This is a genomic window from Mesorhizobium sp., assembly GCF_965229135.1.
Lineage (GTDB): Bacteria > Pseudomonadota > Alphaproteobacteria > Rhizobiales > Rhizobiaceae > Mesorhizobium.
Genome location: NZ_OZ245860.1, coordinates 5,457,341 through 5,471,027, shown reverse-complemented (window position 1 = coordinate 5,471,027; position 13,687 = coordinate 5,457,341). Strand labels below are relative to the sequence as shown.

Sequence of the window (13,687 nt, the reverse complement as noted above, 5' to 3'; positions counted from 1 at the left end):
ATTCTAAATCAGGCAAGTATTTCACGGCCTCGATTGAGTGACGTTCCCTGGGTGAGCCGGTGCCTTCCACCGAGGGTGGGAGCCCACAAGTATCTGCCGAGAAGGCTATATCTTGTGGATATTTACCGGAAAATACGCAAGAAGCACGATATCTCGTCCAGCATTTCGGATGGATAAAAAGGCATTTGGTCGGCGCCGGCCAGGGACCTCAGCCGATGGTCTTCAGACTGGACTTTTTTTGGGTGTTTCCCGCCTCTCACGCGAAAAACAACCGCTATCCGCGTCGAAATCGATGGTGTCACTCGATCGGTCGCGGAGGCGAATCAGATCGCGATTTCCGCGAGGTCAGTCGAGGATGGTGACGAGCCAGCGCTGGCAGCCTTCTGGATCAGGGACCCACACCTCTCCTGGCCTGCAACCGCCCTTGGCTTTCCGGTCCATGCCAACTATATGCTTCATATACGATTCGTATACGGAGATCCCCATGGGTATTGTGAACATAGATGACGATTTGCACGATCTGCTGCGCAGGGCGAGCAAGGTATCGTGTCGTTCGATCAATGCGCAGGCCGCCTACTGGATCAAGGTCGGCATGCTCTGTGAGGCCAACCCGACCCTCGGTTTCACCGAGATCATCGCACGCGAGATGAGTTCCGCGGGAGTTTCGGCTCAACCACTGGCCCTGACCGAAGCATGACCAAGCAGCCCCGGGAACTCGCACTGATGGCCGAATCCGGCCGGCTGCTGGCATCGGTGTTCGACCTGCTGGACAGAACCACGCTCGCCGGCATGTCGACACTTCGGATCAATGACATGGTCGAGCGTTTCATCGTCCATGATCTCCAGGCCCGGCCTGCGAGCAAGGGCCAATATGGCTATGGTTTTGTCTTGAATTCATCGGTGAACGATGTGGTCTGCCACGGCGTTCCATCGCAGTCGGACGTTCTTGGCGATGGCGACATCGTCAATATCGACATCACGCTGGAGAAGAACGGCTATATCGCCGATTCCAGCAAGACCTACCTCATTGGCGAGGTCAATCCAGCCGCCAGGAAACTGGTCCAGACCACCTACGAAGCCATGTGGATGGGCATCCGGGCGGTTCGCCCGGGCGCCAGGCTGGGGGATATCGGCTGGGCGATCGAACGGCACGCCAAGCGCAACGGCTATTCCGTCGTGCACGAATTTTGCGGTCACGGCATCGGCCGGGAGATGCATGAGGAACCGCAGGTTCCGCATTTCGGCAAGCCGGGAACCGGCCCCACGCTGCGCGAGGGCATGGTGTTCACGATCGAGCCGATGCTGAACAGGGGCCGGCGCAGTGTGAGGACCGAGGCCGACGGCTGGACCGTCGTCACCAGGGACGGCTCGCTTTCCGCCCAGTTCGAGCACACCGTCGCCGTCACGGCGTCCGGCGTGTCGGTGCTGACGCTGCGTCCCGACGAACTGGCTTCGGCGCAGCGCCCTTGACCATGGGCCGGTCGACCTTGTTTCGCTGATCAGCCGGGCTCATGTCCAGCTAACGGTGGTCCGAACCAGGCGGTCAGCGCGTCGGCGAGTCCGAGCTCGGCCGACTGCCCCACCCAGGCCACATAGCCATCGGGCCTGATCAATACCCCTGTCGGCGCGGCGACCACGCCAAGGGCCGGCAGCTCCCACTTGCCGTCGTATCTGGCGTCGATCCGCTGGACCCGGTCCTCCCACGGCGCAATGTCGAGGGCGCCGGGCTCACCGAGGTTCAGCAGCACCGGCCGGCCGCCATGAAGCAGGGTGAAGACCCGCGGCGGGCCATTGGCGGTGACGATGTCGAGATCGGGCATGCGGCGCCCAAGCAGCGGATGCCCCTCGCCCAGATCGTAGTGAATATCGAGACCCGCCATCATCGCGGCGAAATGCCTGCGCGGCTCCTCCATGCCCAGAAGCTCGGCCATCGTGTCGCGCAGGGCCTTCGTGCGGTCATCCTCGCGGCGAAGCGCAACCGAGGCCATGGTGTTGCGCAACACGCGGGCGGCGACCGGGTGGCGCTCGGCGTGGTAGGTGTCCAGCAGGCTATCCGGCGATGTCCCCTTGACCACCTGGGCCAGCTTCCATCCCAGATTCACCGCATCCTGCACACCGGTCTGCAGGCCCTGGCCGCCGTCCGGCGGATGCACATGCGCGGCATCGCCGGCGATCAGCACGCGCCCCTTGCGGTAGGTCGCTGCCTGCCGGGTTGTATCGGTGAACCGGGATATCCAGGTGGGAGAGTGGATCCCGTAGTCGGTCCCGTAGACGGAGATCAGCGCCTCGCTCACGTCTCTCAGCGTGGGTTCGGTCGTGGCGCCGACATGCCGTTCGGTCACCAGGACGCTGACCGGCCCCTCATCCGCGTAGACCACCTTGCCGTCGCGGATCGTATACTCCACCCTTCCCAGGGCATGGATGCCGAGGGCATCGCGGCGGATGCCCCATTCCGGCGGCAGCTCGGCCAGCTCGGCCTCGGCGATCAAGTTGCTGGTTGTCGGATCCGATCCCGGGAACGCGATGCCGGCGGCCTTGCGGATCAGGCTGCGTCCGCCGTCGCATCCGACGAGATAGTTCGCCCGCAGCGATCGGCCGTCGGAGAGTTCGACGTCGACGCCCGCATCGTCCTGCGCGAAACCCGTCACCTCGGTGCCGCGATAGATCGGCACCGACAGTTCGCCGACCCAGCCGGCCAGGATGCGCTCGATGTGGTTCTGGCGCAGCCCGAGCCCGTAATCGTGCCGGGTTGGAAAGCCACTGATGTCCAGCCGGGACCCGGCGAACATCCCGACCTGCGCCTTCTGCCCCTCCGAAAGGAACCGGTCGGCGATCCCGCGCTGGTCGAGGATCTCGATGGTGCGCGAGTGCAGGCCGCCAGCGCGCGAGCCGGCGAGTTCCTGGCTGGCGCGCCGCTCGACAATGGCAACGTCGACGCCCGCCAGCGCCAGCTCGCCCGCAAGCATCAACCCGGTGGGACCGCCCCCGGCGATCAACACCGCATGGCCGGTCATTACATCGTAATGGCCGGCCATTGCATCGTGACGGCCGGTCATCGCGACACGCCTTCCAGCGACGGCTCCACGTATCCGATCCGCGGTTCGACATCCCCACCCGATCGCGCCGGCAACAACATCAGCATTTCGTGACTCCCGTTTCCGTGGCTTAGGCCGGCGGTTTTACGGCAGGGGCCGGGTCTTGAAGCAAGTCCCTTGTGCGCCATATGTATGAAGTGGAGAGAGGTGGTTACGCCTCTCTGCCTGCGGCGGGAACCGTGTCGCGGCGACGACAGCGCCCCCCGGGGCGGAATAGCTCCAAGCCTTGGCGTAACTCTCCAGAGAATAAATTCAGAATAGCGCTGGACCTCTGCCAAGGTTATCTGCGTGCATGCGCCCCGGCGAGGCGGCTTTCCGGCGCCTTGACCATGATCGAGGAACAATCGTCGTTCGCCCGCTCGACCCCCGGCGATCGCCAACGCCTCGATACCGGCGGTGACGATGAAGCCGCCATAAAGGCCGGGCCTTGCCTCGCCCTACCGGCACCCCTTCATTTCGTCTTCAGGCCCCCCAGGCTTGCCTTGGACTCGGATTCCACCTCCAGACCGCTGTTTCCAGCCTGGTATGTGAGAGCGAAGTCCAACAACCCCATCGTATCGGTCCCTGGCGGGGCGATTGCCATCAGGCGGGCGAGACGGCCATCGATCGCCAGCACCGCAAAGCCATGCAGTAGGCACCATTGCGCGGTCATCGCGCCGATGCGCGTGCGGTCCTCGGCAAGATCGGAGCTGCGGCCGAACTGCTCGAGAACGCCAAACACGGTTTGTCTTGCAGCGCGCAGGCGCGGATTGTCCGCGTTGAGCCGCTCGCCGCGAAACATCAGCGAGAACAGGCCCGGATTGTCGATCGCGAAGGCCACGTAGGCGTGGCTGGCCGCGCTCCTCCAACTCGGCTCCGTGGGGCTTACTTCCTGCATCATCGATGTCAGGCGCTCGAAGCCCAGGGCGGCAAGTTCGCTCAGCAATTCCGACAGGTCCTTGAAGTGATGACCGGGCGCGCCATGCGACACGCCTGCCTCCCGGGCAATGGCGCGAAGGGTCAGCGCCGGCAGGCCGTCTCGCCGCAATATCGATTCGGCGGCCGCGAGCAGGGCATCGTGCAGCGCGCCGTGATGATAGGGTTTGGGTTGCTTCAAAATTAAATCCTTACACCGTCTAGATTTCCGTTGACTCCCTTCGCAGAATGAGAGAAAGGAGCATTTAGACAATGTCTAGATAGACGCTTGGCCGGGGCAAAGCAAGCTCCAACAAGCGCCAAGGCTGGCGTCATCGAAATGACCGCGCGCCGTCACGAAGACGGCGGCTCCTATCAACAACAACAGGATGAGAAAAATGACTTCGAAGATGTTTCTGACCGTGGCGGCTGCTGCCGTCATGACCCTTGGTGCTGCGGGCGCCTCACAGGCACAAAGCCTCGCCCTGGATTCGACGGGACAGCCGTCGGCCCGCCTGATCTACGTCGCCGATGGCTGCGGACCCGGCTGGTATCGCGGTCCGGGCGGCGCCTGCCACCGCTTTGGTCGCGGGCCTTACCCCTGGGGCTATTATGCGCAGCGCCCCTATCAGTGGAACCCATGCCCTCCGGGCTTTCATCTCGGTAGAGGCGGGCAGCGCTGCTGGCCCAACTAAGCGGATGCCATGCTCGCGACGGGAAAGGCCACGCCTGCTCCCGTCGCCAAGCCTTTCGCCACGCGGGCGCCAAGCGGTCGGGCGCCGATCCTGCATCGGGCGTGGTCGTCATACTCGCCGGCGGCCGGCCGATTGTCTCCTGGGCCCGTGCGACGACAGGCATCGGGCCTCAATGATGCCAGCTATTAACCAGTTCACAAAAAGTTTCTTCGCGAGCTATTCTCTTGCTTAAAAAAGCTCTTGCTAAAATAAACACGCTATAGAAATCTTGCCTTTGAATTGGGAGGCTAGATTTCAATGCCTTGCATTCTAACGTCGCGCCGCAGTCTAGTCGCGCTCGCCGGTCGAGCTGTTTTGTCAGCCGCGGCTATCGGGAGCCTCTCTAAAGAGGCCGCAGCCGAGCAAGGCAACATGGAAGCCGCACTAAGGGCACTTCACTCGGCATTAGAGTCACTTCGTGCCGCGACGCCAATCGTTGCATCGTTGATGAAAGAGCAAAAGCGCGAAGCTCCGGCATTTTTGGGAATGACCGACAACCCGCATTCACCTCAACCGACAAGCGAGCTTTGGATATTCGAAAGCGAGCACGGCTTGAACTAAGTCTGGTTTCGACACCGCGCCAGCGCCTTTCTCGCGGAAATCAGACTTCGGTGCAGGCAAGGAAAGCTCGAACAAGCGCCGAAGCTGGCGTGATCGACATGGCTCCGCGCCGCCAGGAAGGCGGCAGTTCATTATCGAAGAAGGGATGAGAAATGACTTCCAAGATGCTTCTGGCCCTAGCGGTCGGCGCCGTTGTCAGCGTTTGTGCGGCAGGCACCACACAGGCACAAAGCCTAGCTTTGGATTCGATGGTACAGTCCCCGGCCCGCTTGATCTACGTCGCCGATGGCTGCGGACCCGGCAGGTATCGTGGGCCGGGCGGTGCCTGCCACCGTTTTGGTTACGGGCCATATCCAGGCGGCTATTATACGCAGCGCCCGCGTCACTGGAACCCATGCCCTCCCGGCTATCATCTCGGTAGAGGTGGCCGGCGTTGCTGGCCCAACTAAGGCGGATGCCCGCTCGCGGCGGGAACGGTTACGACCGCTCCCGTCGTAGGGCTTTTCGCCAGTCCTGTGCCTTGCGACTGGAATTGCTGTCACCTGCCCGAAGAATCGTAATGACGGCGATCGTCAAAGCCACCAAGCATGCGCTGCAGACATTGGCCGCCCCTTGCGTCGATCACCGTTGAAAGCCGATCATGATCACTAAAATATCCATCCGGACCCAAACCGGCGTGGCTCAAGACAGGCGCAATGCCGCATTCCATGCCAGTCAAGTACTGGCGGGATTTGTCTTTGCCGCTGTCATCTACATCGCGGTGGCATTTGCGACCGGCCGGGCACAGGCATCGGACCTTCCGGGATCGCTGGTCAGCACACAACGCATGTCCGGCGCCCCGGATGGATCTACAGCCTATCGCATCGTCTATATGTCGAAAGGCCTGTCGGGCGCGCCGATCCCTGTATCGGGCGTGGTCGTCATACCCGCCGGGCATGCACCGACCGGCGGCCGCCCGATTGTCGCCTGGGCCCATCCGACGACAGGCGTCGAGCCTCAATGCGGGCCTTCGAGGGCGAGAGTGTTCTTCTCTTCTGTCCAGGGGCTGCGGGATGCGCTGTCGCGTGGATATGTCGTCACCGCCACCGACTATCCGGGGCTTGGGATCGACGCCGCGGGCCCTCACCCGTATCTTGTCGGAACGAGCGAAGGCAGGGCCGTACTCGATTCCGTGCGCGCCGCCCGGCAGATTCCGGCTGCTGGCGCCAGCGACAGTTTCGCCGTCTGGGGCCACTCGCAGGGCGGGCATGCCGCGCTCTATACAGGGCTTCTTGCCTCCACCTACGCGCCGGAACTGCATCTGGTTGGCGTCGCCGCGGCCGCTCCGGCGACCGAGCTTGGCGAATTGATGAGGGAGGACCAGGGCACGGGCGGCGGCAACAACATCACCGCGATGACGCTATGGTCCTGGTCGCGGGTCTACGGCGCGCCGATCGATCATGTCGTGACGCCGCAAGCCCTGCCCGTTGTCGACAGATTGGCGGGCAAGTGCATCGAGCGCTGGTTCGACGTTCTCGACCGCCGGGGGCCGACCAGGTCGCTGGAACACAGCTTCCTGCGTGTCGACGATCTCTCCGACCTGCAGCCCTGGAAGCATCTGCTGGCCGACAACACGCCCGGGCCGCTGCCCTCCCGCATTCCCGTGTTCATCGCGCAGGGCACCAAGGACAATCTGGTGCGGCCCTCGGTTACGGCTGCATATGCGAACGGGCTGTGTCGGCGCGGCAGCAGGGTCGAGCTGGAATCGCTGAAAGGCGTGGGCCATGCCTTCGCCGCGCGAAAGTCCGCCCGCGATGCCATGGCATGGATCGCGGGGCGTTTCGCGGGAGCGCCGGCGCCCAGCAATTGCAGAAACTCCTGACGGGAGGATGATCTCCTACTCCGCCGCCTCGGCGTAACTCTCCGGAACATAATTCAGGATCGGCCCCAGCCAGCGCTCGACCTCGGCCAGCGGCATGTCCTTGCGCCCCGCATAATCCTCGACCTGGTCGCGCTCGACCTTGGCGACGCCGAAATAATAGCTTTCGGGATGCGCCAGGTAGATGCCGGACACGGACGAGCCCGGCCACATCGCATAGCTTTCGGTCAGGCTCACCCCGGCATTGCGCTCGCCGTCGAGCAGCCGGAACAAAGTCTTCTTCTCGGTATGATCTGGCTGCGCGGGATAGCCGGGCGCCGGGCGGATGCCGCGATAGGGCTCGCCGATCAGCGCGTCGGCTGCGAACGATTCATCCGCCGCATAGCCCCAGAACTCCCTGCGCACCTTCTCGTGCATGCGCTCGGCGAAGGCTTCGGCGAAACGGTCGGCCAGCGCCTTGACCATGATCGAGGAGTAGTCGTCATTGGCCCGCTCGAACCGCTCTGATATCGCCACCTCCTCGATCCCGGCGGTGACGATGAAGCCGCCTATGTAATCGGGCTTGCCGCTGTCGGCCGGCGCGACGAAATCCGACAGCGCGACATTGGCCTTGCCGTCGCGCTTGGTGAGTTGCTGGCGCAGCGTGAAGAAGGTCGCCAGTTCCCGCGATCGCTTGTCGTCCGTGAACAGCCTGATGTCGTCGCCCAACGCATTGGCCGGCCAGAAGCCGATGACGCCGCGCGGCGCGAACCATTTTTCGGCGATGATCTTTTTGAGCATCGCCTGCGCGTCCTCGAACAGCTGGCGCGCGGCGGCACCTTGCGCCTCGTCCTCGAGGATTTTCGGATAGCGGCCCTTCAATTCCCAGGTCTGGAAGAACGGCGTCCAGTCGATATAGCGTGAGAGTTCCGTGAGGTCCCAGTTCTCGAACACTTTTACGCCCGTGAACGACGGCTTCGGCGGTTCATAAGCCGACCAGTCGATCTTGTGCGCGTTGGCCCTCGCCCTGGCCAGCGGCAGCCGCTGCTTGTCGGCCTCGGAGCGGGCATGCGCGTCGGCGACCTTCCTGTACTCGGCCCGCACATTGTCGACAAAGCCGCCCTTGGTCTCATTCGACAAAAGCGACGACACCACGCCCACCGCCCGGCTGGCGTCGGTGACATAGACCGTCTGCCCCCTGGCGTAGCGCGGGTGGATCTTCACCGCCGTGTGCACGCGGCTGGTCGTGGCGCCGCCGATCAGCAGTGGAATGTCGAACCCCTCGCGCTCCATTTCGGCGGCCATGTGCACCATCTCGTCCAGCGAGGGCGTGATCAGGCCGGAAAGGCCAATGATATCAACGTCCTGCTCGCGCGCCGTCTGCAGGATTTTTGCCGCCGGCACCATGACGCCGAGGTCGATGATTTCGTAATTGTTGCAGGCCAGCACGACACCGACGATGTTCTTGCCGATGTCGTGGACATCGCCCTTCACCGTCGCCATCAGGATTTTTCCCGCCGTCTGGCGCTCGCCATTGTCGATGCCATTGGCGGCATTGGCCAGTTTCTCGGCCTCCATATGCGGCAGCAGTCCGGCCACCGCCTGTTTCATCACCCGTGCCGACTTCACCACTTGCGGCAGGAACATCTTGCCCGCGCCAAAGAGGTCGCCGACGACATTCATGCCGGCCATCAGCGGGCCTTCGATGACATGCAAGGGCCGCTCGGCCGCTAGCCGCGCTTCCTCGGTGTCGGCATCGATGAATTCAGTGATGCCGTTGACCAGCGCATGCGAAATCCGCTGCTCGACCGTCCATTCGCGCCAGGCGAGATCGCGCTCCCGCGCCTCCTTGCCGGCCGTTCCCTTGAAGCGCTCGGCTATCTCCAGCATGCGCTCCGTCGCCGTGCCGCCGGCCTTGGGCACGCGGTTGAGCACGACATCCTCACAGGCCTCGCGCAGCTCCGGCTCGATCGTGTCGTAGACAGCGAGCTGGCCGGCATTGACGATGCCCATGTCCATGCCGCGCTGGATGGCGTGGTAGAGGAACACCGCGTGCATGGCCTCGCGCACCGGCTCGTTGCCGCGAAACGAGAAGGACAGGTTCGACACGCCGCCGGAAATATGGACATGCGGCAGCGTCGCGGTGATCTCGCCGGTGGCTTCGATGAAGTCGACGCCGTAATTGTCATGCTCCTCGATGCCGGTGGCGACCGCGAAGACATTGGGGTCGAAGACGATATCTTCCGGTGGGAAGCCGGCCTGTTCGGTCAGGAGCTTGTAGGCGCGGGTGCAGATCTCGACCTTGCGCGCCCTGGTGTCGGCCTGGCCGGCCTCGTCGAAGGCCATGACGACCACCGCAGCGCCATAGGCGCGCACCAGCCTGGCATGATGCAGGAACGCTTCCTCGCCTTCCTTCATCGAGATGGAATTGACCAGCGGCTTGCCCTGCACGCATTTCAGGCCGGCCTCGATGATCTCCCATTTCGAGGAGTCGACCATGACGGGAACGCGGGCGATGTCAGGCTCGGCGGCGATCAGGTTGAGATACTCGACCATCGCCTTCTTCGAGTCGATCAGGCCCTCGTCCATGTTGATGTCGATGATCTGGGCGCCATTGGCGACCTGGTCGCGCGCCACGTCGAGCGCGGCGACATAGTCGCCCGCCGTGATCAGCTTGCGGAACTTGGCCGAGCCGGTGACATTGGTGCGCTCGCCGACATTGACGAAGGGTATCTCGTCGGTCAGCGTGAACGGCTCCAGGCCCGACAGCCGCATCTTGCGCTCGATCTGGGGAATGGCGCGCGGCGGATATTTTTTCACCGCCTCGGCGATGGCGCGGATGTGGTCGGGCGTCGAGCCGCAGCAGCCGCCGACGACATTGACCAGCCCTTCCCGCGCGAAATCCTCGATCTGCGCGGCCATGAGTTCCGGGCTCTCGTCGTAACGGCCGAATTCATTGGGCAGGCCGGCATTCGGATAGGCGCAGGTGAACGTATCGGCGACGCCCGAAATTTCGGCCAGATGCGCGCGCATGGCGCTGGCGCCGAGCGCGCAGTTGAGGCCGATGGTAAAGGGACTGGCATGGCGAACCGAATGCCAGAAGGCCGTCGGCGTCTGGCCGGACAGCGTGCGGCCCGACAGGTCGGTGATGGTGCCGGAAATCATCACCGGCAGGCGCACGCCCTTCTCGATGAAAATCTCGTTGCAGGCAAAGATCGCCGCCTTGGCGTTCAGCGTGTCGAATATGGTTTCGATCAGGATGATGTCGGCGCCGCCGTCGATCAGCCCGCGCAGCTGCTCGCCATAGGCAAGGCGCAGATCGTCAAAACTTACAGCCCGATAGCCGGGATTGTTCACATCCGGCGACATCGACGCGGTGCGGTTGGTCGGCCCGAGCGCCCCGGCGACGAAGCGGCGCTTGCCGTCCTCCAACTCCGCCCTTTTCGCCGCACGCCGCACCAGCCGCGCCCCGTCGCGGTTCAGCGCGTAGACGGCATCCTCCATGCCGTAATCGGCCTGCGCGATGGAAGTCGACGAAAATGTGTTGGTCTCCAGGATGTCAGCGCCGGCGATGGCATACTGATAGTGGATGTCCTCGATCGCCTTGGGCTGCGTCAGGATCAAGAGGTCGTTGTTGCCCTGCTGGTGGCAGGCGCAGCCGGCAAAGGCCTTGCCGCGAAAATGCGCCTCGTCGAAGCCGAGCCCCTGGATCTGCGTGCCCATGGCGCCGTCGAGAATAAGGATGCGTTCGCGCGCCGCCGCCGCTAGCGCCGCAAGCACCTCCGAACCGTCGGGCGTGGCCGCGACGGGGCCCAGGAGGTCGTCCAGCGATGGCGAATTCCGCGACATTTTTTATCCTTGGGGCGACAGTCAAACCCAAGTCACATAAAGACATCTTTATGTCAACATACGCCTTCGGGCGATGTTTGTCACGCCGCTTCCCAAGGGCTTCGCACTCGCACGCTCAATCGGCCTTTCCCGGTCTGGCGATCCTGAGCATCCAGCGGCGTCCGTCGCTGGAGAACTCGGCGATCCCCAGCGGCTCGACGTCGATCTTGCGGCAGGCGGAAAGTGGCGCGCCGAGGACATGCGCTATTGCCGCGCGGATGACGCTGGCATGCGTCACCGCGATCGTGCGGCTGTGTTCGGCGATCAGGCGATCCATGAGCGCCGAAGCCCGGCGCGACACATCGGCCAGCGATTCGCCGCCATGCGGCGCGGCATCGGGGTCGGCGAGCCAGGCCGCGATGCCGTCGGGATCATCGGCGTGCACCTCTTCAAGGCTCTTGCCGGCCCAGCGTCCGTGGTCCTGATCCGCCAGAAGAGGTTCGACGGATGCCTGCAGCGACATCGCCTCGGCGGTCTGCCGGGCCCGCTGCATCGGGCTCGTCAGCACCCGGTCGGCGCGGCGCAACCCCGCCCCCACCGCCGCCGCCAGCCCATGCGCACTCTGTTCCAACGGCTCATCGAGCGCGAACGCCCCCTTGCGCGTCGCGGGCGTCGCTCCGCTGCGGATCATGGTGAGGCGTACGAGCATGGGAAGCTGCCTATTCAAACCACGGGTCGCGGATCGCCCCGCGATCTGGCACATACAGGATTTCGTGCCAGCGATCACAATTCGTTGACGGCTATCGATCCGGTGGATAGTGTCTTCAACGATACGGGTTTGGAAGCCGGTGTAAATCCGGCACGGTCGCGCCACTGTGATCGGCATTTTTCTTGCCGAAAGTCAGGCCTTCTCCCGTAGCCGATGGTTCGATCAACGGGACGCAGCATCCCAGGAGAGGTCTAGATGTCCAACGCTACTTTCGCACCCACCTACGGTCCGGTGCCGATCCCAGTAAAAGAACTTTTGCCGTGGGCGATCTTCGGCGGCCTCCTGATGGTGCTGGCGATCTATTTCATCGGCGCGGAGCAAGGCGCGACCTCGCTGATCTCCGGCATGGGTGTGCACGAATTCGTGCATGACGGCCGCCACCTGCTCGGCTTCCCCTGTCACTGATGCATCGTGCCAGCGAGCGCGCCGCGCTTCGGGCAATTGACATAGTGCTTTAGGCCGCGCGTCCCTCGGGGGCGCGTTGCGGTCTTGCAATGCAATGAACATGCAACAAGCGCATGATCCCTGCCGAGGGACGGCACGGTCATGCCGTGGGGACAATGACCATGGTTGGAAATCTTCTTCTTCGCGGGATGCTGATCGGCGTCTTCGCCGGCATTCTCGCATTCGGCTTTGCCAGGGTCTATGGCGAACCGCAGGTCGACCGCGCCATCGCCTTCGAGGAGGCGAACGCGCAAGCCGCCGGCGAGGCGCCCGAACCCGAAATCGTCAGCCGCTCGACACAGGCCGGCCTTGGCCTGTTGACCGGCGTGCTGGTCTATGGCGCGGCGATCGGCGGGCTGTTCTCGCTGGTCTTTGCCTATACCTATGGCCGCGTCAGCAATTTCGGTCCGCGGGGCACGGCGGCCCTGCTGGCGCTGGCCGGCTTCGTCGCCATCGTCCTGGTGCCCTACATCAAATATCCGGCCAATCCGCCCTCCGTCGGCAATGGCGACACGATCGGCGCGCGCACGGAACTGTTCTTCGTCATGCTGGTGGTTTCCATCGCCGCACTGGTCGCCGCCGTGGCGCTGGCGCGGCGCCTGTGGGCGCAGTTCGGCGCCTGGAACGCGACGATCATCGCCGGGGCGGCGTTCATCATCTTCATCGCCCTCGTCCAGTACGCGCTGCCGGCCATCAACGAAGTGCCGGAAAAATTCTCGGCTGATCTGCTGTGGCGCTTCCGCGTCGCCTCGCTCGGCATCCATGTGGTGCTGTGGACGACGCTCGGCCTCGTCTTCGGCGCCGTGGTGGAACGCAGCTACGGCGGCCAGCTCACCCGCCCGGCCACCAAGCGGCCGGCCATGCGCTGACAATGTTGGCGCGCGCCAACAAGTCCGTGCGCCTTGCGGCGGCGTCCCTCGCGGGCGCCGTTTTGCTCCTGGTTTTCGCGGCTCCCGCCGGCGCCCATAGCGTCAGCACCGGCGGGCCGACCAGCGGCATTGCGATACCCAGCCTCACCCACGGCCAGATGGCTGTCATTCACGACTATCGCGGCAGGATCCTCGATCTCGCCGCGCGCCAGCAGCGCACCGACCTGACGTTCAGGCGGCTGATGAACTACGGCAACATCCAGTACAGCTACTGCCTGTGGGGACTGGTGCCCGGCAGCCTGCGCGACGAGGAAAGCCCGTTCAATGAATGCAGCCACGCCTATCTGTCGGCGGCGCAGGCGCTGCTCGTCTACATGCAGGGGATGGGCGACCAGAAGCAGGCCGTCGATGCCCTGATCTCCGACATCGACGCGGACATGGTCCGCAACCACGCATCGTTCGTGATGTGCCGGTTCAGCGGCGAATCCTTCAACACCACCAACATCATCGCGCCTGGCTGGAGCGGCATCTTCTTTCATGTGCCGAGCCTGATGACGTTTGCAATGCTGGCGCTGCTACTCGCGGCGGGCGTATTGGCGCTTGTGGGGCCAAAAGGTCGGCACCGCGATGGTCCCGGCGGCATCAATCCCGTCTGA

Annotated in this window: 11 protein-coding genes and 1 riboswitch; of the genes, 7 read left to right on the top strand and 4 right to left on the bottom strand. The window is 63.8% G+C overall.

All coding sequences use genetic code 11. The features are described from left to right. Nucleotides 1-484: 484 nt before the first annotated feature. A complete protein-coding gene (locus ACO07C_RS26335; protein ID WP_421917094.1) occupies nt 485-697 on the top strand; it encodes a ParD-like family protein in 213 nt (70 codons plus the stop codon). Beyond that, the gene (map, locus tag ACO07C_RS26330; RefSeq protein ID WP_421917093.1) at nt 694-1,470 is read left to right on the top strand and encodes a type I methionyl aminopeptidase; all 777 of its coding nucleotides are present in this window, start codon (nt 694-696) and stop codon (nt 1,468-1,470) included. The genes ACO07C_RS26335 and map overlap by 4 nt, the downstream gene beginning before the upstream one ends. 29 nt (nt 1,471-1,499) lie before the next feature. Here map and ACO07C_RS26325 read toward each other — a convergent pair whose 3' ends face one another. Then, nucleotides 1,500-3,014, bottom strand: coding sequence for an FAD-dependent monooxygenase (locus tag ACO07C_RS26325; protein ID WP_421917611.1), 1,515 nt, complete (start codon nt 3,012-3,014; stop codon nt 1,500-1,502). A 532-nt stretch (nt 3,015-3,546) separates the two neighbouring features. Next, nucleotides 3,547-4,191, bottom strand: a complete 645-nt coding sequence (locus ACO07C_RS26320) for a TetR/AcrR family transcriptional regulator (RefSeq protein WP_421917092.1) — start codon at nt 4,189-4,191, stop codon at nt 3,547-3,549. Between the two features lie 196 nt (nt 4,192-4,387). Here ACO07C_RS26320 and ACO07C_RS26315 point away from each other — a divergent pair, with 196 nt between their 5' ends. Then, a complete protein-coding gene (locus ACO07C_RS26315) occupies nt 4,388-4,684 on the top strand; it encodes a GCG_CRPN prefix-to-repeats domain-containing protein (protein ID WP_421917091.1) in 297 nt (98 codons plus the stop codon). Between the two features lie 1,276 nt (nt 4,685-5,960). Beyond that, nucleotides 5,961-7,145, top strand: a complete 1,185-nt coding sequence (locus ACO07C_RS26310; RefSeq protein ID WP_421917090.1) for an alpha/beta fold hydrolase — start codon at nt 5,961-5,963, stop codon at nt 7,143-7,145. Between the two features lie 15 nt (nt 7,146-7,160). Here ACO07C_RS26310 and metH read toward each other — a convergent pair whose 3' ends face one another. Then, nucleotides 7,161-10,970, bottom strand: a complete 3,810-nt coding sequence (gene metH, locus ACO07C_RS26305; protein WP_421917088.1) for a methionine synthase — start codon at nt 10,968-10,970, stop codon at nt 7,161-7,163. Nucleotides 10,971-11,085: 115 nt separating this feature from the next. Then, nucleotides 11,086-11,658: a histidine phosphatase family protein gene (locus ACO07C_RS26300; protein WP_421917087.1), complete on the bottom strand. Its 573-nt coding sequence runs from the start codon at nt 11,656-11,658 to the stop codon at nt 11,086-11,088. A 105-nt stretch (nt 11,659-11,763) separates the two neighbouring features. Then, a riboswitch (adenosylcobalamin (AdoCbl) riboswitch) is annotated at nt 11,764-11,913 on the top strand. Between ACO07C_RS26300 and ACO07C_RS26295 the strand changes: the two genes are divergently transcribed. From ACO07C_RS26295 to ACO07C_RS26285, 3 genes are all read left to right on the top strand, one after another. After that, a complete protein-coding gene (locus ACO07C_RS26295) occupies nt 11,914-12,123 on the top strand; it encodes a CbtB domain-containing protein (RefSeq protein ID WP_421917086.1) in 210 nt (69 codons plus the stop codon). It abuts the riboswitch before it with no gap. 161 nt (nt 12,124-12,284) lie between these two features. After that, on the top strand, nt 12,285-13,031 hold the full coding sequence (locus tag ACO07C_RS26290; protein ID WP_421917085.1) for a CbtA family protein: 747 nt from the start codon (nt 12,285-12,287) through the stop codon (nt 13,029-13,031). A gap of 2 nt (nt 13,032-13,033) precedes the next feature. After that, nucleotides 13,034-13,687 carry a hypothetical protein gene (locus ACO07C_RS26285; protein ID WP_421917084.1) on the top strand — a complete coding sequence of 218 codons (654 nt, stop codon included), beginning with the start codon at nt 13,034-13,036 and terminating at the stop codon, nt 13,685-13,687.